Genomic DNA, 20,679 nt, shown 5'->3' with positions numbered 1-20,679 from the left:
ACAGAAACATCCAGAGCGTCCGGTGCGTCGCCGAACCGCCCCACCATCGCATGCTGCGCCGCCACGAGCGAGGGGCGCAGCCTACGCCGGGCGCCGTCTCGCGGCGGCTGCCGTCATCACGACGTTGCACAACGGTGAGTTAACGCTTCCTCGCCGTCCCGGATCGGAACCGGATGGCTCCGTCCGCGTTAGGTCGGAAAAGAACTTGACCGTGGTCAGGGAGCCGCCGTCGATGAGCAACGCCGCGATCGAGGCCCGCCGCCTCACCCTGATCCGTTTCGAGTATGCCGCCGGCACCGCATTCGGGTGCGACGAGGAAACGGTGACCGTGCCGCAATCCCGTCTGCTCGTGGCCTCCGCAACTGTCGCCATCGCGACCTTTGCCACCGCCCTGGCGGCAACGATCAGCTATTTGGTCTGACCGTCGTCGATCAGGCGACCGGTCTCAGCCGGCGCCCGATTTTTTGGCGGGCGCCTTCTTGGCCGCGGGGCTCTTGGCCGCCGCCGGCTTCTTGGCAGCCGTCTTCTTCGCCGCCGACTTTTCGCCGGTCGCCGCCCGCGCCGGAGCCTTGCGCGCCGAGCTGCGCTTGGCCGGCTTGCCGCCACCTGAGGCGCGCTTGGCATTCACCAGCGCGATCGCCTCGTCGAGGGTCAGCGCCTCGGCATTCATGGTCTTGGGCAGCGTCGCGTTGACCTCGCCGTCGGTGACGTAGGGGCCGTACTTGCCGGCCTTGACCACCAGGTCGCGCCCGCTCGTCTCGTCCTTGCCCAACGGCCGGCCCGGATCGGCGGCCGGGCGGCCGCGGCCGCCGCCCTGCTCCTTGGCGACGATCAGGTCGATGGCGCGGTTCGCCCCGATCTCCAGCACGTCGTCGTCCTTGCCGAGATTGGCGTACATCTTCCCGTGCTGCACATAGGGACCGAACCGGCCGAGATTGGCCAGGATCGGCTCGCCGGTCTCGGGGTGGCGCGCCACCTCGCGCGGCAGCGCCAGCAGGGCCAGCGCCTTGTCCAGATCGACCGAAGACGGCGAGAGCCCCTTCGGCAGGGACGAGCGCTTCGGCTTCGCCGCATCCTTCTCGGTGGAGGCCTCGCCGAGCTGGACGAAGGGCCCGAACCGCCCGTCGCGGATCGTCACCGGCATCCCGGTCACCGGATCGTTGCCCAGCACCCGGACGCCCGGCTGGCCGCCCTCGGCCGAGGAGCCATCACCGTCGCCATCGACCCCCGAGGCCGAGAGCTGGCGCGTGTACTTGCACTCCGGATAGTTCGAGCAGCCGATGAAGGCGCCGAACTTGCCGAGCTTCAGCGAGAGCTGACCGGTGCCGCAGACCGTGCAGGTGCGCGGGTTTGAGCCGTCACCCTTGTCGGGGAAGATGTGCGGGCCGAGCAGGCCGTTGAGCGCCTCCAGCACGTCGGTGACACGCAGCTCCTTGGTCTCGCCGATCGCCGCGGAAAAGTCCTTCCAGAAATCGCGCAGCACCGCTCGCCAATCGATCTCGGCATTGGAGACCCGATCGAGCTGGCCTTCGAGGTCGGCGGTGAAATCGTACTCGACATAGCGCCGGAAGAAGCTCTCCAGGAAGCCCGTGACCAGGCGCCCCTTGTCCTCCGGCTGCAGCCGTTTCTTTTCAATTCTCACATATTCGCGGTCGCGCAGGGTCTGGAGAACGGCCGCGTAAGTCGAGGGACGGCCGATGCCGAGTTCCTCCATGCGCTTAACCAAGCTCGCCTCGGAATAGCGCGGCGGCGGCTCGGTGAAATGCTGGGTCGAGGTGATGCGCTCGCGGGTGAGGGGATCGCCGGCCTTCATCGGCGGCAGGCGCTTGCTCTCCTCGTCCTCCTCGTCGTCCTTGCCCTCCTGATAGAGGGCGAGGAAGCCGTCGAACTTCACGACTTGGCCGGTGGCGCGCAGGTCGATCCGGCGCGGGCCGACATTGGCCGTGACGTCCACGGTGGTGCGCTCCAGCTCGGCCGATTCCATCTGGCTCGCCATGGTGCGGGTCCAGATCAGGTCGTAGAGCTTGGCCTGCTCCGGCTCGAGATGGCGCGCCACCAGCTTGGGCAGGCGGCTCATGTCGGTCGGGCGCACGGCCTCGTGGGCCTCCTGCGCGTTCTTCGCCTTGACGCTGTACTTGCGCGGCACGTCCGGGACGTAGCGGTCGCCGAACTCCTTGCCGATGACCTTCCGGGTGTCCTGGATCGCCTCCGGCGCCATGTCGACGCCGTCGGTCCGCATGTAGGTGATGATGCCGACGGTCTCGCCGCCGACATCGACGCCCTCGTAGAGGCGCTGCGCGACCCGCATGGTCTGAGCCGGAGCCATCCCGAGTTTTCGCGAGGCTTCCTGCTGCAACGTGGAGGTGGTGAACGGCGGCTGCGGGTGGCGCTTGGCCGGCTTCGCCTCGACGCTCGCCACCTGGAAGGTCGCGAGTTCGAGGTCGCGCTTGAACGCGGCCGCCTCGTCGCCGGTGCCGACATCGAGGCGCTGGATCCGCTTGCCGTCGGCCCCGACCAGGCGGGCCTCGAAGGTCGCGCCGTCCGTGGTGGTGAGCGTCGCGACGATCGACCAGTACTCGCGCGGCTTGAAGCTCTCGATCTCCATCTCGCGCTCGACCACGAGCCGCAGCGCCACCGATTGCACGCGGCCGGCCGAGCGGGCGCCGGGCAGCTTGCGCCACAGCACCGGCGAGAGGTTGAAGCCGACGAGGTAATCCAGCGCCCGGCGCGCCAGGTAGGCGTCGACCAGAGCCTGGTCGATCTCGCGCGGCTTGCGCATCGCCGCCTCGACCGAGGCCTTGGTGATGGCGTTGAAGGTCACGCGCTCGACCGGGATGCCCTTGAGCGCCTTGCGGGCGTTCAGCGCCTCCAGGACGTGCCAGGAGATCGCCTCGCCCTCGCGATCCGGGTCGGTCGCCAGGATCAGCTTGTCGGCGCCCTTGACCGCCTTGGCGATCTCGCTGACGCGGCTGGCGCCACGGTCCGCGAGCTCCCAGACCATGTGGAAATCCTGCTCGGGATCGACCGAGCCGTCCTTGGCCGGCAGGTCGCGGATATGCCCGAAGGAGGCGATCACCTCATAGTCGCGGCCAAGATACTTATTGATCGTCTTGGCTTTGGCCGGCGACTCGACGACGACGACTTTCATTCAGACCTCTGCCCCTCGACGGAGCCTGGGCGCGACGGACGAATTCTGTTCGAAATTCGCGTGGGACGAGTGCCCGCCGTCGGGCCGGGGCCGCGCGCCGGGGACAAGTGGGTTACGAGGGGCGGGTTGTCAAATGGCGCCGGTCGCCGAACGGCCCGCCGGGCGCTGTCGTCTGCGGCGCGCGAATCCGACAGGATTGCGGATCGAAGGTGATTATCGACGACTCGGCTGGCTTGCCTCGCCCGGTTCAGATCCCCGCGTACCACTCGTAGCCGCGATCCTCCCAGTAGCCGCCACCACCCTGGCCGAAGCCCGACAGCGACTCCACCAGCTCGACCCGCATCACGTATTTGGCCTGCTTGTAGCCGAGCTGGCGCTCCACCCGGAGGCGCAGGGGGGCGCCGTTCGAGACCGGCAGCGGCTTGCCGTTGAGGTCGTAGGCCAGGATCGTCTGCGGGTTGAAGGCATCGAACAGGTCGATGCTCTCATAGTAGCGGATCGGCGTGCGCTTATCTTCCGGCGCCTCCGGCTCCGGCGTGCCCTGGCCCCAATCGTCCTTGGGCGCGTCGGTCGCGGTCGGTGTGCCGCCCCAATCCTCGGCGGCGGCGAGTTGGATAAAGCCGTCGCGGACCGAGCCCGGATGCTCGGGGCGCCACAGGGAGGCGCCGTCGCCGCCTTCGAGACCGCCGCCGGCATATTCCAGCGTGTCGGCGCAGTGGAACACGGCGTAGCGCGCCTGCGGCTTCAGCCCGGCCTGGTTCAAGAGCTCGGCGAGCGGCACGCCGGACCATTGGCCGATGCAGCTCCAGCCCTCGACGCAATCGTGGCGGGTGATCTGGGTGCGGCCCGGCAGCCCGCGCAGATCCGCCAGGCTCAGCGACAGCGGCGTCTGCACCAGACCGTCGACCGTGAGCTTGAAATCCGAAAACTTCTTCGCCGCCAGGGCGCGGAATTCCCGGTCCGGCGGGTCGATGGTGCCGTTCGGCTTGAACCAGGGCGAGATCATCGCGGCGGGGAATTCCCGGGCGAGGGTCGCGGGCGACATCAAGAGGCGCTGGACGAACAGGTTGGCATCCTCGCCGACCTTGAGGGTGCGGCGCCCGGTCTCCGTCCCGGCGAAGCGGTCGCAGCCGCCGAGCAGGGCGGTTCCGGCGAGCCCGGCGCCGGCGGTGAGCAGCTTGCGGCGGTGCAGGATCATCGCGCGGTCTCTTTCTCGGGACGGCCGAGGCTGAACCAGCCGGTGAGCATGCCGCGCATGTTGTTGAGGAAGCCGGAGACCAGCACCAGCACCACGTGGACGACCACGAACAGCACCAGCAGCCCGGCGGCGATGAAGTGGATGCTGCGCGCCGATTGCCGGCCGCCGAACAGGTCCGGCAGCCAGGGCCAGGCCGCATCGACCCCGGGAGACATGGCGAGCCCAGCGAGCACCATGGCGGGCAGCAGGCCTAGGACCACGACGAAATAGGTGAGCTTCTGGATGACGTTGTAGCGCTTGGCCTCCTCGCCCTCGGGGAAGCGCAGCAGCAAGTGTTCCTTCACCGAGCCGCCGAAGTCGCGGATCTGATCACCGTCCGGGATCAGGCGGCGGCGGAGCTGGCCGCTGAACAGCCCATAGAGCAGATAGACCGCACCGTTGATCACCAAAAACCACGCGAACAGGAAGTGCCAGCGCCGCCCCGTGGTGAGGTCCTGATCCGCCGGGAGGGTCGCCCAAGACGGGAAGGCGCGGTCCACGGTACCATCGCCCTCCCGGGACAGGCCCAGCACCCCGGTTGTGTCGAAGCTGTGCGACCCGACCGTCACGACGCCGCGATTCGTGCCGTCGCGTCCCTGCTCGCTGGTGATCGCCAGGGCGGGATCATCGAAGGTCGAGACCGCGCCCCAGTACAAAGCCGGGTGCGCGTTGAAGATCTGCAGGCCGCTCATCAGCAGCACCAGCAGCACCGCGGCGTTGATCCAGTGCGCCACCCGGATCACCGCGGGGTGGCGGTAGAACCAGCGGCGCCCCGAGGCGTCGACGGTCTCGGGGGCTTCGCGCGCGGGGGTCGCGTCCAGGCGTTCGGTACTCAAGCGTGCGTCTCGCGAGGGTCGTGGCGGTGCGGATGCCGCTGATACGTGGCGCAGACGCGCAAGTTACCAACCGATGAAAAAAGGCCGCAGGCATAGGCCATGAAAAGGGCCGCAGGCGCTTGCCCGCCTTGCCCGGATGCCACGCCGGACCTACACCCCCGTCTCATCATGACGAGTCCCGCGCCTCCGGCCTTCCCGCACCGGCACCTCCTCGGCATCGAGGGGCTGACCCGGCCCGACATCGAGACGCTGCTCGACGCGGCCGAGGCCGCCGTCGACATCTCCCGGCAGGTCGAGAAGAAGCGCACGACGCTCCGGGGCCGCACCCAGATCAACCTGTTCTTCGAGCCCTCGACCCGGACGCAATCCTCCTTCGAGCTCGCCGGCAAAAGGCTCGGCGCCGACGTGATGAACATGTCGGTGGCCTCGTCCTCGGTGAAGAAGGGCGAGACCCTGATCGACACCGCCGCGACGCTCAACGCGATGCGGCCGGACATCATCGTGGTCCGCCACGAATCGGCCGGCGCGGTGCATCTGCTCGCCCGCAAGGTCGATTGCGCCGTGGTCAATGCCGGCGACGGCGCCCACGAGCACCCGACCCAGGCGCTCCTCGACGCGCTGACGATCCGCCGCAACAAGGGCCGGATCGAGGGCCTTCAGGTCGCGATCTGCGGCGACGTCCTGCACTCGCGGGTGGCGCGCTCGAACATCATCCTGCTCCAGGCCATGGGCGCGCGGGTGCGCCTGATCGCCCCCTCGACGCTGCTGCCCGCCGGGATCGCGCGCTTCGGCGTCGAGACCTTCACGGACATGCGCAAGGGCCTGGACGGCTGCGACATCGTGATGATGCTGCGCCTCCAGCGCGAGCGCATGAACGGCTCGTTCGTGCCCTCCGTGAAGGAGTACTTTCGCTATTTCGGCCTGGACGGCGAGAAGCTGGCGCTCGCCAAGCCCGACGCCCTGGTGATGCATCCGGGCCCGATGAACCGCGGCGTCGAGATTTCTTCCGAGATCGCCGACGGCGCGCAGTCGCTGATCCGCGAGCAGGTCGAGATGGGGGTGGCGGTGCGCATGGCCGTGCTGGAGGCGCTGGCCCGGCACCTGCCGAACGGCTGAATACGACCTCCGAATCAGGTTTAAGTCGGACAAAGCCGCCCCGCCTTCACCTGCGCTGCTTGCCCGCGGGGCGGCCGTAGCGCAGTTTCCTGCCGAATACGGCCTCGGCCGAACCCTCAAGGCCGACCTCACATGCAGATCGCTTCATGACCGCCTACACGCTCGCCGACCTCGCCAAGCTCGTCGCGAGCCGCGCCGGGACCGACCCGGAGACCTCCTACACGGCCAAGCTCCTGTCCAAAGGCCCCGCCGAGGCGGCGAAAAAGCTCGGCGAGGAGGCCGTGGAGGCGGCCATCGCGGCGGTGCAGGGCGACAAGACCGGCCTGCGCAACGAGGCTGCGGACGTGCTCTACCATCTCGTGGTGCTGCTCCGGGCCGGAGGGGTCGAGCTCGACGCCGTGATGGCGGAGCTGGAGCGCCGCACCGCGCAGAGCGGGATCGCCGAGAAGGCCGCGAGGCGCCACGCGTGAACGCGGCCGCGCTGCCGGGCTCGGTCGAGGCGATCCTCGACGCATCGGACCGGCTCTCGCCCTATCGCCGCTTCAGCCGCGAGGAATGGGCGCAGCTGCGCGCCGACACGCCGCTGACCCTCAAGGCCGAGGATATCGAGCGGCTGCAATCGATCAACGACCCGATCTCGGTCGAGGAGGTGGTGGCGATCTACCTGCCGCTGTCGCGGTTGCTCTCGCTCTACGTCGCGGCGACACAGGGCCTGTTCAAGGCGACGCAGCGCTTCCTGCTGGCCGAGCGCGAGACCAAGGCCCCCTACATCATCGGGCTGGCCGGATCGGTGGCGGTGGGCAAGTCGACCACCGCCCGCATCCTGGCCGCGCTGCTGGCGCGCTGGCCCAACACCCCGAAGGTCGACCTCGTCACCACCGACGGGTTCCTGCTGCCCAATGCCGAGCTGACCGCCAACGGCATCATGGAGCGCAAGGGTTTTCCGGAGAGCTACGACACCGCGGCGTTGCTGCGCTTCCTCCACGACGTGAAGGCCGGCCACAAGCACGTGACCGCGCCGCTCTACTCCCACCTCGTCTACGACCGGGTGCCCGGGGAGGAGCGGGTGGTTGAGAGCCCCGACATCCTGATCGTCGAGGGCCTGAACGTGCTCCAGCCCGCCCGCCTGCCGCGGGACGGCACCGCGATCCCATTCGTGTCCGACTTCTTCGACTTCTCGATCTATCTCGACGGCCACGAGGACGACCTGCACCGCTGGTACGTCACCCGGTTCATGCGCCTCCGTCAGACCGCGTTCCGCGACCCGCGCTCCTATTTCCGGAAATACGCCGAGGTGCCCGAGCGCGAGGCCCTGGACATCGCCGACCGGCTCTGGACGACGATCAACCTGCCGAACCTGCGCGAGAATATTTTACCCACGCGCCAGCGCGCCAGCCTGATCCTGACCAAGGGCGCGAGCCACCGGATCGAGAGCGTGGCGTTGCGACGGCTGTAGGTCCATTCCGGGCATCCAACCCGACGCCCTCATCCTGAGGTGCCCGCGCCAGCGGGCCTCGAAGGAGCCCTCCAGACGACACCGCGATCTCTGGATCACTCCTTCGAGGCCGCTTCGCGGCACCTCAGGATGAGGTGGTGGGTTGGAGTGTAGGCGTTAGACGAACGAAAGCTCCGCCTCCGCCAAGTACGGCCCGCCCCCGGTCGATTCCTTGGCCGAGAACACCGTCACCCGGTCGGCGGCAAAAGAAAGCGGCGCGAAGGTCGGCCCTTGCGAGAGATACATCGCCACCGCCTCCGGGCTGGCCTCACGCTTCAGGCGGGCCAGGGTGACGTGCGGGGTGAACTTTCTGCGTTCCGGCTCGATTCCGGCCCGGCGCACCAGACGCTCCTGCTCGGCCTGGAGATCGATCAATTCCGGGGACGGTATCACCGAAGCGTAGAGCGCCCGCGGCCTGTCGCCGCCGAAGATGCCGAGCCCGTCGAGGGTCACCGTCAGGGCAGGGCGCACCCGCATCTCGGCCATCGCCTCCAGCACGTCCTCGGCCACGGGAATCGCGACATCGCCGAGGAACCGCAGGGTGACGTGGTAATCGCCGGGCTCGATCCAGCGCGCCCCCGGCAGGCCGCCCCGGTAGATCCGCAGCGCGTCCGCGACCTCGGGCGGCACAGCGAGCCCGGTGAACAGGCGCGGCATCAGCGCGCCGCCCCCTGCCGGAGGCCCCCCAAAAAAGTCTCGACGGCGGGGAGGATCCGGGTCGCGATGGTCTCGACGCCCTGCCGGTTCGGGTGCAGCCCGTCATCGAGGTGCTGGGCCCGGTCGCCGACGATTCCGTCGAGGAAGAACGGGTAGAGGATCAGGTCGTAGCGCTTGGCCAGCGTCGGGAAGATCGCGTCGAACCGCGCCTTGTAGTCCGGCCCGAGATTGGGCGCGGCCTGCATGCCGGCGAGCAGCACCGGGATCCCCCGGGCCTTGAGCCGCTCGATGATCGCTGCGAGTGCCCCCTCGGTGACCTTCGGGTCGGTGCCCCGCAGCATGTCGTTGGCACCGAGTTCGAGGATGACCCCGGCGGTCCCGTCGGGCACCGACCAGTCGACCCGGTCGAGGCCGCCGGTTGCGGTGTCGCCGGAGACGCCGGCATTGGCGATCGTCACGTCCGCGCCCTTGGCCTTGAGCAGGCGCTCCAGCACGGTCGGAAAGGCGGCCTCCGACGGCAGGCGGTAGCCGGCCGTGAGGCTGTCGCCGAGGGCGACGAGCTTGATCGGGCCGCCGGGCGCCGCGTGACTCTCTGTCATGAAAGGGACCATCAGACCCGCTAGCGCTGCGACAAACAGGGCCGCCCGCCGGGCTCGGCGAATGCCGTCATGGCGCGGCCCCAATGCGCCCCCCATATCGCGCTGCATCAACGGCCCGTGCAGCCAAGTTCGCAGCCAAGTTTGAAGCCAAGTCAGGACCTCGCGCGCCATGCTCGTCATCGCCCACAGATCGTCCGCCCCGTGAGCCACGACAAGGTGCTGCGCGAGCCGGCGATCGCGTTGTCCGCCATCGATCTCAGCCTCGGCCGCGGCGCCGCCCGGGTCCACGTCCTGCGCGGCATCTCGCTCAGCGTCGATCGCGGCGAGGCGGTGGGGCTGGTCGGCCCCTCGGGCTCGGGCAAGTCGACCCTGCTGATGGTGATGGCCGGGCTGGAGCGGCCGGATTCTGGCGGCGTCGTGATCGAGGACACCGATCTCGCCCGCCTCGATGAGGACGCGCTCGCCCGCTTCCGGGGCCGGCGCATCGGCATCGTGTTCCAGGCCTTCCATCTGGTCCCGACCATGACGGCGCTGGAAAACGTCGCGCTGCCGCTGGAACTCGCGGACCGGCCCGGCGCCCTGGAGCGCGCCCGCGCCGAGCTGGAGGCGGTCGGCCTCGGGCACCGGCTGCACCATTACCCGGCGCAGCTCTCGGGCGGCGAGCAGCAGCGCGTCGCCATCGCCCGGGCGGTCGCCCCCGATCCGGCGATCCTGGTGGCCGACGAGCCCACCGGCAATCTGGACGAGGCCACCGGCCGGCAGATCGTCGATCTCCTGTTCCGTCTGAAGCGCGACCGCGGCGCCACCCTGGTCCTGGTGACCCACGACAACAGCCTCGCCCGCCTGTGCGACCGCACCGTGCGCCTGCGCTCGGGCCGGATCGAGGAGGCGGTGAGCGCCTGATGCACGGCACGGTCACCCGCCCCGAACCTTCCCCCCGCCGCATCCCGCTCACTCTGCGCCTAGCCGTGCGTGAGTTGCGCGCCGGCCTGTCCGGCTTCGGGGTGTTCCTCGCCTGCATCGCGCTCGGCGTCGCGGCGATCGCCGGCGTGGCCTCGATCTCGCGCTCGCTCTCCGACGGCCTCGGCCGCGAAGGGCGGCGGATCCTCGGGGGCGATCTCGCCTACAACCTGATCAACCGCGAGGCGACCGAGGCCGAGCGGCAGGCCCTGTCGCGCGAGGGCCGGGTCGATGCCGTGGCGTCCCTGCGGGCCATGGCGGTGGCGGGCAGCGGCGACGCCGCGCTGGTCGAGCTGAAGGCCGTCGACCCCGCGACCTACCCGGCGGCGGGCGAACTCGTCACCGATCCGCCGGGCCGGCTCGCCGACCTGCTCGCCGAGCGCGACGGGGCGCCTGGCGCGCTCGCGGACCCGGCCCTGCTCACCCGCCTCGACGTGAAAGTCGGCGACCGCATCGCCTTGGCCGGCCATGATGTCGCGATCCGCGGCACCCTCACCTCCGAGCCCGACAAGATCGCCGGCGGCATCGGCTTCGGCCCGCGGCTGATGATCTCGGAGCCGACCCTGCGGGCGACCGGCCTGGTCCAGCCCGGCAGCCTCAACCGCTGGAGCTACCGCATCGTCCTGCCCAAGGACGCCGCCCAGGATGCCGATCTCGACGCCGCGCAGGCCCGAATCCGCACGGCGACGCCGGAGGCCGGCTGGGAGATCCGGTCGCGCAGCAACGCCGACCCGCGATTCGCCAAGAGCATCGAGCGCTTCACCCAGTTCCTGACCCTGGTGGGGCTGACCGCACTGATCGTCGGCGGGGTCGGCGTCGGCAACGCGGTCCACGCCTTCGTGGAGCGCAAGCGCCCGTCGATCGCCACGCTCAAGAGCGTCGGCGCGCCAGGCTCGCAGGTGGTGGCCCTCTACCTCACGCAAGTGATGCTGATCGCCGGGATCGGGACGCTGATCGGGCTCGTGATCGGGGCGAGCCTGCCGTTCCTGCTGGACGCGCTGTTCTCCGCCGACCTGCCCCTGCCGCTGAATCCGACGCTGGCCCCGGGCGAGCTGGCACTGGCCGCCGCCTACGGGCTGCTCACCGCCTTCGCGTTCGCGATCACGCCCCTCGGCCGTGCCCACGACGTGCCGGTCTCGGGCCTGTTCCGCGACACGGTCGATCCCGCCCGGGTCAGCCCGCGCTGGCGCTACCGGATCTGGCTCGCCTTGAGCCTCGCGGCCCTGGTCGGCCTGTCGGTCGGGACGGCCTTCGACCGGCGGGTGGCGCTGATCTTCATCGCGGCCGCGGCCATCGCCTTCGCCCTGCTGCACGGGGTGGCGCTCGGCCTGATGGCGCTCGCCCGCCGCCTGCCGCATCCGCGCTGGCCGGCGCCCCGGATGGCGCTGGCGAATCTCCACCGGCCGGGGGCACTGACCCCCGCCATCGTCCTGTCGCTCGGCCTCGGCGTGACGCTGCTGGTCACCCTCAGCCTGATCGACGCCAATGTCCGCCGGACGATCAGCGCGACCCTGCCGGCGCGGGCGCCGAACCTGTTCTTCCTCGACATCCCGTCCCGCGACGCGGCCGAGTTCCGGGCGTTCCTGGCGCGCTCGGCGCCCAACGGCAAGATCGAGGACGTGCCGATGATGCGCGGTCGGATCGTCGCCCTGAACGGCGTACCGGCCAACAAGATCCGCCCCCCGGAGGATGCCGCCTGGGTCCTCGACGGCGACCGGGGCATCACCTACGGCGACACGGTGCCGGAGGGCTCGACCCTCACCGAGGGCGCGTGGTGGAGCGCCGAGCAGGGCGCCAAGCCCCTGGTCTCGTTCGAGGCCGAACTCGCGCGCCAACTCGGGCTGAAAGTCGGCGACACCGTCACCGTCAACGTGCTCGGGCGCGACCTCACCGCGACGATCTTCAACCTGCGCCGGGTGGAGTGGCGCAACCTCGGCATCAACTTCGTGATGGTGTTCTCGCCGGGCACGTTCCGCGGCGCGCCGCATTCGGATCTCGCCACCCTGTCGCTCCCGGGCGGCACCGATCCGGGCGCGGAGAACCGCATCCTGCGGGATGTGGCAAAAACCTTCCCCTCGGTGAGCGCCGTGCGGGTCAAGGACGCGCTGGACGCAATTGGCGACCTCGTCGGCCGCCTGGTCCTGGCGATCCGCGGGGCGAGCGCCGTGGCGGTGCTGGCGAGCCTGTTCGTGCTGGCCGGCGCCATCGCGGCGGGCCACCGGGCGCGCCTCTACGACGCCGTCGTGCTCAAGGTACTCGGCGCCAGCCGGGCGCGGCTACTCTCGGCCTACGCGATCGAGTACGCGGCTCTGGGGCTCGCCACCGCCCTGTTCGGCCTCGCCGCCGGCAGCCTCGCCGGCTGGGTGATCGTCGCGAAGGTCATGCATCTCGACTTCCGCCTCGACCTGTCCGGGGCGCTGGTCGCCGCATTGGCCGCGGTGGCGCTGGCGATCCTGATCGGGCTGGCTGGAACCTGGCGCATCCTCGGCCAGAAGCCGGCGCCGTATCTCCGGCAGATCTAGCGCCCAGTCTTCGCAGCCCCGCCTCCGGTCGCTGCGGATGGTTAAGACTTGGCTCCCGAGACAACGAACGGACGGGCTCCGGGCAACCACCAGTCGAAGGCGGGGCCGTGAACCCAGGAATCCATTTTAATCCCTGACTTCATGGACAAAAATACATCGTCCGGAATCGGAAAAGCGCCCCCGCAACCGTGGCCGGGGACTTGTGCGGGCGACGGCCGCGCAACATATTCGTGTCCGAGGCGCCAGACTGGCGCCAGAGGTCCTGCGTGGGCCTCGCCCGAAACACCACGCTGAGAGAGCCTCCGCGAGGAAACTCCCATGGCATTTGAAAATAGCCCCTTCCGGTACGGCGCTCAGCAGCCGTCCGGTTACGCCGGCGCCGGCAGCCAGGTCCAGGTCGATCAGGGCCTGCGCACCTTCATGCTCGGCGTCTACAACAACATGGTCGTCGGGCTCGGCATCTCCGGTCTCGTCGCCCTCGGCCTGAACATGGCGTCGGTCGCGGCCTATCAGGGCTCGCGCCCGCTCCTGACACCCTTCGGCCAGACCCTGTACCAGAGCCCACTCAAGTGGGTCCTGATGCTCGCGCCGCTCGCGTTCATCTTCGTCTTCTCGATGCGGATGGACCGGATGTCGGCCTCGTCGGCCCGGACGATGTTCTGGGCCTTCGCGGCAGTGATGGGCGCCTCGATGTCGTCGCTCCTCCTGGTCTTCACCGGGGCGAGCGTGATTCAGGTGTTCTTCATCACGGCGGCGGCGTTCGGTTCGCTGAGCCTGTACGGCTACACGACCAAGCGCAGCCTGTCGGGCATGGGCTCGTTCCTGATGATGGGCCTGATCGGCATCATCCTCGCGTCGCTGGTGAACATCTTCTTCGCGTCGTCGGCCCTGCAGTTCGCCATCTCGGTGCTCGGCGTGCTGATCTTCGCGGGTCTGACCGCCTACGACACCCAGAAGCTCAAGGAGATGTATCTCTCCAGCAGCTTCGACGGTGAGATGGCGGCCAAGATGTCGGTCAACGGCGCCCTGACCCTCTATCTCGACTTCATCAACATGTTCCAGTTCCTGCTCAGCCTGATCGGCGACCGCCGCTAAGCGCCGCACGAACCCGGACTTCAGGAAACCCCGGCGGGAGACCGCCGGGGTTTCTTTTTGTCTGCATGGATGGCGCCGATCCCGCTATCATTTCGTCATGCGCGAAAAAATCTCCGGCCTGTCCGCCTTCCCGATCACCCCGAGCGACGCCGAGGGCCGCGTCGATGAAGAGGGCCTGCGCCGGCTGCTGGCGCGCCTCGCCGAGGCCCGGGTCGATTCGATCGGCCTGCTCGGCAGCACCGGGACCTACGCCTACCTGTCCCGGGACGAGCGCCACCGCGCCGTGGAGATCGCGGCCGAGACGGTCGCCGGCCGGGTGCCGATCCTCGTCGGGATCGGGGCGCTGCGCACCGACGACGCGATCCGGTTGGCCCGGGATGCCCGGGCGGCCGGCGCCGATGCCGGCCTGCTCGCCCCGGTCTCGTACACGCCGCTCACCGAGGATGAGGTGTTCCGGCATTTCGAGGCCGTGGCGGGGGAGGGCGGCCTGCCGCTGGTGATCTACGACAACCCTGCAACCACGCATTTCCGGTTCTCGCCGGCCCTGATCGGCCGGATCGCGCGCCTGCCGGGCGTCGTGGCGACCAAGTGCCCCGCGCCGGAGCCGTCCGCGGCCGAGGCCGGTATCGCCGCTCTCAGCGGAGCAGTGCCGGCGGGTTTCCCCGTCGGGTTCAGCGGCGACTGGAACGCGACCGAGGCGCTGATCGCCGGCGGCACGACGTGGTTCAGCGTGGCGGGCGGCCTGTTCCCGAAAACCTGCCTGGCGATCACCCGCGCCGTCCAGGCGGGCGACGCGGCGCAGGCCCGGGTGCTGAACGCCGCGCTCGCGCCGCTCTGGGCCTTGTTCAAGGCCCATTCGAGCCTGCGGGTGGTCTACGCCCTGGCCGACCATCTCGGCCTCTGCCGCGCCGAGCCGCCGCGGCCGATCCTGCCGTTGCCGCCGGAGGTCCAGGCGGAGATTTTTGCGACTGTCCGGACCTTGAGCCTCGCCTGACGCGATCCCGAAGCCAGCCTTTTCATGGGGTTTGGATCGGGCTGTGATCGAGACGTTTCACCCCGCGGATCCGACGTCTCCACTTGTTGCCTACGCTTTGAAAACTAGGCGCTTTCCCCTCCCCCTTGCGGGGAGGGGTCAGGGGTGGGGGTGGTGCAGGATCGAGCGTCACGGTGCCTTCTGCACCACCCCCACCTCCAACTCCTCCCCGCAAGGGGGAGGAGAGAGCGTCGCGTCTCGCCCGAAGCGCTGCACCAAACACCTTGAAAGGGCCGGCCCCGAAGCCTCACACCGCCCGCGGCGGCGGCTCCAGCACGGCGAGCACCCGGGCCAGCTCGGTCCCGCGCTTCATCACCAGCCCGCTGGCGGCGATCACCGCGTAGGCGCCCTGGCGGCGGGCGAGCTTCGGGTCCTTCTCGATCCGGTAGAGCGGCATCTCGGAGCTGCGGCGGTAGATCGAGAACACCGCCTTGTCCCGGCGGAAATCCATGGCGTAGTCGCGCCACTCGCCCGCGGCGACCTGCCGACCGTAGAGGTTGAAGATCGTGCGCAGCTCGTCCCGGTTGAAGGCGATCTGCGGGGGTTCCGAACGGGCGGGGAACGGAATGACATGGCCCGCCGCTTCCTCGGGCCTCGACCCCGCGCTCGTCCGCTCCGTCATCGTCGCTCCGTGGCACCCATGCTTTGCCGGATGATGGCCCCCACCGCCGCGCCCCGCAAGGGCGGCCGGGGCGAGGCGCCGTGTCACCCACGACACAGCCTAGCAGCAAAAAACATGGTTCCGCCCGATTTGCGCCTTTTGCGAGCCGCGTTGCGGCGGTACAACAGCGACTGAACCTCGCCGGCTCCTGCCCGGCCGGCGGCCGTTACCCAGCTCCCCAGCCTTCGGTCACCGGTCGGGATCCCAGAATTCGGCACTCCGAGGTTTCGAGACCCAATGACTTCAGGCCGCCCCTTCGGGCGGCCTTTTTTCATGATCCGCCATGCGGCACCCCCGGCCGGACGGTTTTCGTCCTCCCGTTTGCCGTCGGATACGCGTATGGCGGGCCCCATCATGGGTCCGCCTGCCTTCGACGACAGCTTCATCCAGGCCCTCGACACGCTGTTCGCGTGGCGCCGCGACGTGCGCCGGTTCCGGCCGGACGCCATCGACCCGGATCATCTGCGGGCCTGCCTGGCCGCGGCGCACCGGGCGCCGTCGGTGGGCAACAGCCGGCCCTGGCGATTCGTGCGGGTGTCCGACCCGGCCCGGCGCGCCGCCATCGCGAAAAACTTCTCCCGCTGCAACGCAGCCGCCGCCGAGGGCTACGACGCGGCGCGCGCCGCGCGCTACCGGGCGCTCAAGCTCGCCGGCCTGACCGAGGCGCCGGAGCATCTGGCCGTCTTCTGCGACGACGCCACCGAGACCGGCCTCGGCCTGGGCCGGGCCAGCATGCCGGAGACCCTGGCCTATTCGGTGGTCGGGGCGGTGCAGTGCTTCTGGCTGGCCGCCCGGGCGCGTGGGCTCGGGGTCGGCTGGGTCTCGATCCTGGAGCCGGCCCGCGTCACCGAAATCCTGGCCGTACCGGAAACGTGGCGGCTCGTCGCCTATCTCTGCGTCGGCCATCCGGTCGAGGAGCATCGCGACCCGGAACTGGAGCGCCACGGCTGGCAGGCCGAAGACCTCCGCGGGGCCGTGTTGGTCGAGCGCTGAACCGGGCCAGCCGCCGGATTTACGCTACTCCTTTACCCTGCCTAAGACTTCCCGGGATCAATGCCGCATCAACCATAGCTTTTCGTGGAACGGCAAGCGCGACCGTGGATTACTGGCCGGCACGATCTCTTGCGTGTCGAGGAAGTCGGTGATGTCGGGTCGGTTGGCTTTATTCGGATTGGCCGGCGCGATGCTGGCGGGTTGCTTGGGGGCGGCCCAGGCGCGGGAGGTGGTGCCGTTCCAGAACGGCGTCGCGCCGGGCTCGGTGGTGATCAGCGTGTCCCAGCGCAAGCTCTACTTGGTGAACGGCGACGGCACGGCGATCCGCTACCCCGTGGCGGTGGGCCGGCCCGGCAAGCAATGGTTCGGCACCGCCGCGATCGACGGAAAATACGTCGCCCCGGCCTGGTCGCCGCCGGCCGAGGTCAAGCGCGACAACCCGCGGCTGCCGAACCTCATCGCCGGCGGCTCGCCGAGCAACCCGATGGGCGCCGCCGCCATGACGCTCGCGGGCGGCGAATACGCGATCCACGGCACCAACCGGCCGAACTCGGTCGGCACCTACGCATCGTATGGCTGCATCCGGATGTACAACCAGGACGTGGTCGATCTCTACGCCCGGGTCGATGTCGGCGCGCAGGTCTACATGACGCGGTAGACCTGCCGCGCGTCTACTTGGCCGGCGGCGCAGTCGCCTCCACCGCGGTAAAGGTCTCAAGGATCCGATAGGTGTGCTCGGCGCCGGCCGGGACACAGTACGAGTCGCCCGCCGAAAGCGCCACGGTTTCGCCGCCGACCACGAGCTCGGCCCGGCCGCTGATCACGTAGCCCACGGTCTCGTGGGGCGAGGACGTCATCGGCTTGTCGGCGTTCGGCTCCTCGGCCCGCCACATCCGCATCCCGAGCCGCTCGCCCCGCGCCAGGGCGATCTCGCCGTGCGGTCCGGCGGCCGCGCCGTGGGCCGATACCTTCGTCGCCATCCTAGCCTCCTGCTTGTGAACCAGCCCAACGGGGCCCAGCTCGCGACGTTCCGCGCCCGGTGTCGCGGCCTCGTCTTGACGCCTCCGGCCATGCGGCAACAGGATCGCGCACCGGTCCAAAGGCGCCCGATAGAGGCGTGGATCGGCGCGACGCCCGCGGATCCGTCCAGATCCGGCGCGTCGGCGAACGCACCGGAGGGAACGCGCCATGCAGATCAAGGCGGCGATCGACAGGATTCCCGGCGGCCTGATGCTGGTCCCGCTCCTGCTGGGCGCCCTGTGCAAGACGTTCACGCCAGGGGCGCCGGCCTATTTCAAGGGCTTTACGCAGGGCATCATGACCGGCGTGATCCCGATCCTGGCGGTCTGGTTCTTCTGCATGGGCGCGTCGGTCAGCCTGCGCGCGACGGGAACGGTGCTGCGCAAGTCCGGCACCCTCGTGCTGACCAAGCTGCTGTCGGCCTGGGCGATCGTACTGGTCGCGTCGCTGTTCATCCCGCCCGAGGGCATCCAGACCGGGTTCTTCGCGGGCCTGTCGATCCTGGCGATCGTCTGCGCGATGGATATGACCAATGGCGGCCTCTACGCCTCCCTGATGCAGACCTACGGCAGCCGCGAGGAGGCCGGCGCCTTCATCCTGACCTCGATCGAGTCCGGCCCGCTGATGAGCATGATCATCCTCGGCGCCTCCGGGGCGGCCCATTTCGAGCCGCAGATCTTCGTCGGCGCGGTGCTGCCGTTCCTCGTCGGCTTCCTGCTCGGCAATCTCGATCCGAAGCTGCGCGCCCTGTTCGCGCCGGGTGGCCAGCTGATGATCCCGTTCTTCGCCTTCGCGCTCGGCAACACGGTCGACCTCAACAACCTGCTCTCGCCGCTGGCGGGGCTCGGGATCGTCCTGGCGCTGGCGGTGATCGTGCTCACCGGGATCCCGCTGATCCTGGCCGACAAGGCGATCGGGGGCGGCACCGGGACGGCGGGGCTCGCGGCCTCGTCCACCGCCGGCGCGGCCGCCGCCAACCCGCTGGCGATCGCGGCCGTGGCGCCGCACTTCGCCCCGGCGGCGCAGACCGCCACCGTGCTGGTGACGATCTGCATCATCGTCACGTCGATCCTGGTGCCGATCCTGACCGGCCTCTGGTACCGGCGGTTCGGCGCGGGCGCCGCGGAGGCCCGGCCCGAGCCGCCGCCGGTGGTCTACGGCGGCGTCGCCGCCGAGTAGGCGCCCGGCGCGGCTCAGAAGTCGACCGCGAGTCCCTTCACTTCCCAATCCTGGTAGCGCACCGGCTCAAGGCCGCCGCGACCCAGATGCTCCGGCGCGGCGCGGATTGCCGCCGCGCGGGCGTCGATCGCGGCGCGGCGCTCGGCCGCCTCGGCCAGCGCACGCTCCGCCGCGGGGCTGAGCGTGCGGGCGGTCGCCGCACCATCGGTCCCGTCATGTCCGTTCGGGTCTTGCATCGCGGTCGCTCGGGTGTGAGGGCGTAAGTCTGAGGATAATCGGGTTCAGGAGCAGAAGTGGCATCGCGGGACACAGGCCGCAACACGCGGGTCGAGACATCGACGGGTGCGACCATGCCCGACAGCGCGGGCCTCGGCGCCCGACGGGCCGCCATGCAGGTGGTGGCCGAGATGATCGGCCAGCAGCGCCCCCCGGCCCTCGACGAGTCCCTCGCGCTGGCGATCCGGGCCGAGGCGCTGAGCCCGGGCGACGCCGCCCTGGCCCGGGCCATCGCGGTGGCGACCTTCCGCCGCTACGGCCTGATCCGCGCCGCCCTGGCCGCCCGGCTGGAGCACGGCCTGCCGGTGGAGAAGCCGCGGCTCACGGCGCTGCTCGCCACCGCGACCGCCCAGATCCTCGACCTCGCCATTCCCGATCACGCCGCCGTCGATTGCGCGGTGCGGCTCGCCAAGGGCGACAACAGGACGACCCATCTCGCCGGCCTCGTCAACGCGGTGCTGCGCCGGGTCGCCCGGGAGCGCGATGCGATCCTGGCCGAATCCGCCGATGCGCTCGCCGTCAACACGCCGGACTGGCTGGCAAGCCGCTGGACCGCTTCCTACGGGCCGGAGCGCGCCGGCGCCATCGCCCGGGCGCATCTGGCGGGTGCGGCGATCGACCTGACCCCGCGCGGCGACGCGGCCGCCTGGGTCGAGCCGCTCGGCGCCGTGCGGCTGCCGACCGGCTCCCTGCGGCTCCCGGAGAACGGGCCGGCGATCCCCGACCTGCCGGGTTTCCAGGAGGGCGCCTGGTGGGTGCAGGACGCCGCCGCGGCGATCCCGGCCCGGCTGCTCGCCCCTGGGCCCGGCACCCGCGTGCTCGATCTCTGCGCCGCCCCGGGCGGCAAGACCATGCAGCTCGCCGCCACCGGCGCCCAGGTCACGGCCGTCGACCGCTCGGCGCCGCGGCTGGAGCGCCTGCGCGAGAACGTCACCCGGCTCGGCCTCGACGTCACCATCGCGGTGGCCGACGCCCTGGCCCTGGAGGCGCAGGACCACGACGCGGTGCTGCTCGACGCACCCTGCTCGGCCACCGGCACGATCCGGCGCCATCCGGACGTGGCCTGGACCAAGTCGGAGGCCGACATCACCCGCCTGGCGACCTTCCAGACCAAACTCCTCGACCACGCGGCCGGGCTGGTCCGCCTCGGTGGCCGGCTCGTCTACTGCACCTGCTCGCTGGAGCCGGAGGAGGGCGAGGCGCAGATCGCGGCCTTCCTGGCCCGCGACGCCCGCTACCGACGCGTGCCGGTCCAGCCGGAGGAGGTCGGCGGCGCCACCGAGATGATCGACGGCAACGGCGATCTGCGCACCCTGCCGTGCCACCTGCCCGAGATCCCGGGCGCCCGCGGCGGCCTCGACGGATTCTTTGCGAGTCGGCTCGAACGGGTGGGGTGAGGGGTGGTCCCTGATCGCTGCGCGCGGTCTCTAGACGTAGCGTGGCTCTGGGTCGCTTCGCTGCGCGCGCGATGACGGAACACGCAAAACAAACGACCTTACCCTTGACAATGTTCCTATTTTGTGCTCATTAGCCGCCACCTGTCCTTCGGTGCTTCGGGAGCGATCCCGGGGCGCTCCTCGGGGGTCCGTGCGGTGGCTGACCGGCGGGTTCGGAGGGCGGGGCGGTGCCCGCATCGGTGGCTCTCAGCCGCCATCGCCCCGGGCGGCGAACCGATGCGGGGCGTGTCTCGGATGCGGGCGTGAGGTCGGGCGGCAGTTTGCCCGGCGGGGGCGGAAAAATGCTCCCGCGGCGACCCGGGTCTGGGCTGACCCTAAGCAACCTGCGGACCCGCCCACTACGAGGCGGACGTCGGGTGAGAGACCACGGCGGTGAATGCGGGTTCCGGGGGCGT

Annotated in this window: 20 protein-coding genes; 12 read left to right on the top strand and 8 right to left on the bottom strand. The window is 70.1% G+C overall.

What is annotated here, in order from left to right:
- The first annotated feature begins 232 nt into the window (after nt 1-232).
- Entirely contained in the window at nt 233-421 is a 189-nt protein-coding gene (locus MKK67_RS02505) for a hypothetical protein (RefSeq protein ID WP_243962064.1), read from the top strand.
- Between the two features lie 24 nt (nt 422-445).
- On the opposite strand, the gene topA is transcribed toward MKK67_RS02505, so the two are convergent.
- The 3 genes from topA to MKK67_RS02490 form a co-directional block, all read right to left on the bottom strand.
- Nucleotides 446-3,148, bottom strand: coding sequence for a type I DNA topoisomerase (gene topA / locus MKK67_RS02500; RefSeq protein WP_243962062.1), 2,703 nt, complete (start codon nt 3,146-3,148; stop codon nt 446-448).
- A 247-nt stretch (nt 3,149-3,395) separates the two neighbouring features.
- The gene (locus MKK67_RS02495; protein WP_243962053.1) at nt 3,396-4,346 is read right to left on the bottom strand and encodes a molybdopterin-dependent oxidoreductase; all 951 of its coding nucleotides are present in this window, start codon (nt 4,344-4,346) and stop codon (nt 3,396-3,398) included.
- Nucleotides 4,343-5,206 (bottom strand): cytochrome b/b6 domain-containing protein, encoded by an 864-nt coding sequence (locus MKK67_RS02490; RefSeq protein ID WP_243962084.1) that lies wholly within the window; start codon nt 5,204-5,206, stop codon nt 4,343-4,345. Before MKK67_RS02490 ends, MKK67_RS02495 begins: the two co-directional genes overlap by 4 nt.
- Nucleotides 5,207-5,389: 183 nt before the next feature.
- Between MKK67_RS02490 and MKK67_RS02485 the strand changes: the two genes are divergently transcribed.
- The 3 genes from MKK67_RS02485 (at nt 5,390) to coaA (ending at nt 7,793) form a co-directional block, all read left to right on the top strand.
- Complete coding sequence (locus tag MKK67_RS02485) at nt 5,390-6,337, top strand: aspartate carbamoyltransferase catalytic subunit (protein WP_243962051.1); 948 nt, start codon at nt 5,390-5,392, stop codon at nt 6,335-6,337.
- 146 nt (nt 6,338-6,483) lie between these two features.
- On the top strand, nt 6,484-6,807 hold the full coding sequence (locus MKK67_RS02480) for a phosphoribosyl-ATP diphosphatase (protein WP_092040485.1): 324 nt from the start codon (nt 6,484-6,486) through the stop codon (nt 6,805-6,807).
- Nucleotides 6,804-7,793, top strand: a complete 990-nt coding sequence (coaA, locus tag MKK67_RS02475) for a type I pantothenate kinase (RefSeq protein WP_243962047.1) — start codon at nt 6,804-6,806, stop codon at nt 7,791-7,793. The genes MKK67_RS02480 and coaA overlap by 4 nt, the downstream gene beginning before the upstream one ends.
- A gap of 156 nt (nt 7,794-7,949) precedes the next feature.
- Here coaA and thpR read toward each other — a convergent pair whose 3' ends face one another.
- On the bottom strand, nt 7,950-8,489 hold the full coding sequence (gene thpR / locus MKK67_RS02470) for an RNA 2',3'-cyclic phosphodiesterase (RefSeq protein WP_243962038.1): 540 nt from the start codon (nt 8,487-8,489) through the stop codon (nt 7,950-7,952).
- Nucleotides 8,489-9,088 (bottom strand): arylesterase, encoded by a 600-nt coding sequence (locus tag MKK67_RS02465; protein ID WP_243962029.1) that lies wholly within the window; start codon nt 9,086-9,088, stop codon nt 8,489-8,491. The genes thpR and MKK67_RS02465 overlap by 1 nt, the downstream gene beginning before the upstream one ends.
- 201 nt (nt 9,089-9,289) lie before the next feature.
- On the opposite strand from MKK67_RS02465, the gene MKK67_RS02460 reads away from it, so the two are divergent.
- The 4 genes from MKK67_RS02460 to MKK67_RS02445 all read left to right on the top strand — a co-directional run bounded on the left by MKK67_RS02460 (nt 9,290) and on the right by MKK67_RS02445 (nt 14,659).
- Nucleotides 9,290-9,991 (top strand): ABC transporter ATP-binding protein, encoded by a 702-nt coding sequence (locus tag MKK67_RS02460; protein WP_409568174.1) that lies wholly within the window; start codon nt 9,290-9,292, stop codon nt 9,989-9,991.
- Complete coding sequence (locus MKK67_RS02455) at nt 9,991-12,570, top strand: ABC transporter permease (protein WP_243962027.1); 2,580 nt, start codon at nt 9,991-9,993, stop codon at nt 12,568-12,570. The genes MKK67_RS02460 and MKK67_RS02455 overlap by 1 nt, the downstream gene beginning before the upstream one ends.
- Before the next feature lie 318 nt (nt 12,571-12,888).
- The gene (locus MKK67_RS02450) at nt 12,889-13,665 is read left to right on the top strand and encodes a Bax inhibitor-1/YccA family protein (protein ID WP_243962025.1); all 777 of its coding nucleotides are present in this window, start codon (nt 12,889-12,891) and stop codon (nt 13,663-13,665) included.
- A gap of 97 nt (nt 13,666-13,762) precedes the next feature.
- Nucleotides 13,763-14,659 carry a dihydrodipicolinate synthase family protein gene (locus MKK67_RS02445; protein WP_243962023.1) on the top strand — a complete coding sequence of 299 codons (897 nt, stop codon included), beginning with the start codon at nt 13,763-13,765 and terminating at the stop codon, nt 14,657-14,659.
- A gap of 286 nt (nt 14,660-14,945) precedes the next feature.
- On the opposite strand, the gene MKK67_RS02440 is transcribed toward MKK67_RS02445, so the two are convergent.
- A complete protein-coding gene (locus MKK67_RS02440; RefSeq protein WP_243962021.1) occupies nt 14,946-15,320 on the bottom strand; it encodes a DUF2794 domain-containing protein in 375 nt (124 codons plus the stop codon).
- Between the two features lie 378 nt (nt 15,321-15,698).
- Between MKK67_RS02440 and bluB the strand changes: the two genes are divergently transcribed.
- Both bluB and MKK67_RS02430 read left to right on the top strand, forming a co-directional pair.
- Nucleotides 15,699-16,352 carry a 5,6-dimethylbenzimidazole synthase gene (gene bluB / locus MKK67_RS02435; RefSeq protein WP_243962019.1) on the top strand — a complete coding sequence of 218 codons (654 nt, stop codon included), beginning with the start codon at nt 15,699-15,701 and terminating at the stop codon, nt 16,350-16,352.
- Between the two features lie 151 nt (nt 16,353-16,503).
- On the top strand, nt 16,504-17,010 hold the full coding sequence (locus tag MKK67_RS02430; RefSeq protein WP_243962017.1) for a L,D-transpeptidase: 507 nt from the start codon (nt 16,504-16,506) through the stop codon (nt 17,008-17,010).
- Between the two features lie 13 nt (nt 17,011-17,023).
- Here the strand turns inward: MKK67_RS02430 and MKK67_RS02425 are convergent, their stop codons facing one another.
- On the bottom strand, nt 17,024-17,332 hold the full coding sequence (locus tag MKK67_RS02425) for a cupin domain-containing protein (protein WP_243962015.1): 309 nt from the start codon (nt 17,330-17,332) through the stop codon (nt 17,024-17,026).
- A gap of 208 nt (nt 17,333-17,540) precedes the next feature.
- On the opposite strand from MKK67_RS02425, the gene MKK67_RS02420 reads away from it, so the two are divergent.
- Nucleotides 17,541-18,551, top strand: a complete 1,011-nt coding sequence (locus tag MKK67_RS02420) for a 2-keto-3-deoxygluconate permease (RefSeq protein ID WP_243962013.1) — start codon at nt 17,541-17,543, stop codon at nt 18,549-18,551.
- A 14-nt stretch (nt 18,552-18,565) separates the two neighbouring features.
- Here MKK67_RS02420 and MKK67_RS02415 read toward each other — a convergent pair whose 3' ends face one another.
- Nucleotides 18,566-18,787, bottom strand: coding sequence for a DUF1674 domain-containing protein (locus tag MKK67_RS02415; RefSeq protein ID WP_243962007.1), 222 nt, complete (start codon nt 18,785-18,787; stop codon nt 18,566-18,568).
- 114 nt (nt 18,788-18,901) lie between these two features.
- On the opposite strand from MKK67_RS02415, the gene MKK67_RS02410 reads away from it, so the two are divergent.
- Entirely contained in the window at nt 18,902-20,224 is a 1,323-nt protein-coding gene (locus tag MKK67_RS02410; protein ID WP_243962082.1) for an RsmB/NOP family class I SAM-dependent RNA methyltransferase, read from the top strand.
- Nucleotides 20,225-20,679 lie beyond the last annotated feature (455 nt).

It is taken from the genome of Methylobacterium sp. J-072, assembly GCF_022829425.1.
GTDB lineage: Bacteria > Pseudomonadota > Alphaproteobacteria > Rhizobiales > Beijerinckiaceae > Methylobacterium.
Note: the sequence above shows the minus strand (reverse complement) of the source record. Positions and strands in the feature narration are given on the sequence as shown.

Bases quoted from the DNA above. Each gene is read 5' to 3' on its own strand.
- MKK67_RS02450 (WP_243962025.1), top strand. From the start codon at position 12,889: ATGGCATTTGAAAATAGCCCCTTCCGGTACGGCGCTCAGCAGCCGTCC.
- thpR (WP_243962038.1), bottom strand. From the start codon at position 8,489: ATGCCGCGCCTGTTCACCGGGCTCGCTGTGCCGCCCGAGGTCGCGGAC.
- MKK67_RS02505 (WP_243962064.1), top strand. From the start codon at position 233: ATGAGCAACGCCGCGATCGAGGCCCGCCGCCTCACCCTGATCCGTTTC.
- MKK67_RS02455 (WP_243962027.1), top strand. From the start codon at position 9,991: ATGCACGGCACGGTCACCCGCCCCGAACCTTCCCCCCGCCGCATCCCG.
- MKK67_RS02420 (WP_243962013.1), top strand. From the start codon at position 17,541: ATGCAGATCAAGGCGGCGATCGACAGGATTCCCGGCGGCCTGATGCTG.
- MKK67_RS02410 (WP_243962082.1), top strand. From the start codon at position 18,902: ATGCCCGACAGCGCGGGCCTCGGCGCCCGACGGGCCGCCATGCAGGTG.
- bluB (WP_243962019.1), top strand. From the start codon at position 15,699: ATGGCGGGCCCCATCATGGGTCCGCCTGCCTTCGACGACAGCTTCATC.
- MKK67_RS02445 (WP_243962023.1), top strand. From the start codon at position 13,763: ATGCGCGAAAAAATCTCCGGCCTGTCCGCCTTCCCGATCACCCCGAGC.
- MKK67_RS02430 (WP_243962017.1), top strand. From the start codon at position 16,504: ATGTCGGGTCGGTTGGCTTTATTCGGATTGGCCGGCGCGATGCTGGCG.
- MKK67_RS02415 (WP_243962007.1), bottom strand. From the start codon at position 18,787: ATGCAAGACCCGAACGGACATGACGGGACCGATGGTGCGGCGACCGCC.
- topA (WP_243962062.1), bottom strand. From the start codon at position 3,148: ATGAAAGTCGTCGTCGTCGAGTCGCCGGCCAAAGCCAAGACGATCAAT.
- MKK67_RS02425 (WP_243962015.1), bottom strand. From the start codon at position 17,332: ATGGCGACGAAGGTATCGGCCCACGGCGCGGCCGCCGGACCGCACGGC.
- MKK67_RS02485 (WP_243962051.1), top strand. From the start codon at position 5,390: ATGACGAGTCCCGCGCCTCCGGCCTTCCCGCACCGGCACCTCCTCGGC.
- MKK67_RS02495 (WP_243962053.1), bottom strand. From the start codon at position 4,346: ATGATCCTGCACCGCCGCAAGCTGCTCACCGCCGGCGCCGGGCTCGCC.
- MKK67_RS02465 (WP_243962029.1), bottom strand. From the start codon at position 9,088: ATGACAGAGAGTCACGCGGCGCCCGGCGGCCCGATCAAGCTCGTCGCC.
- MKK67_RS02440 (WP_243962021.1), bottom strand. From the start codon at position 15,320: ATGACGGAGCGGACGAGCGCGGGGTCGAGGCCCGAGGAAGCGGCGGGC.
- MKK67_RS02480 (WP_092040485.1), top strand. From the start codon at position 6,484: ATGACCGCCTACACGCTCGCCGACCTCGCCAAGCTCGTCGCGAGCCGC.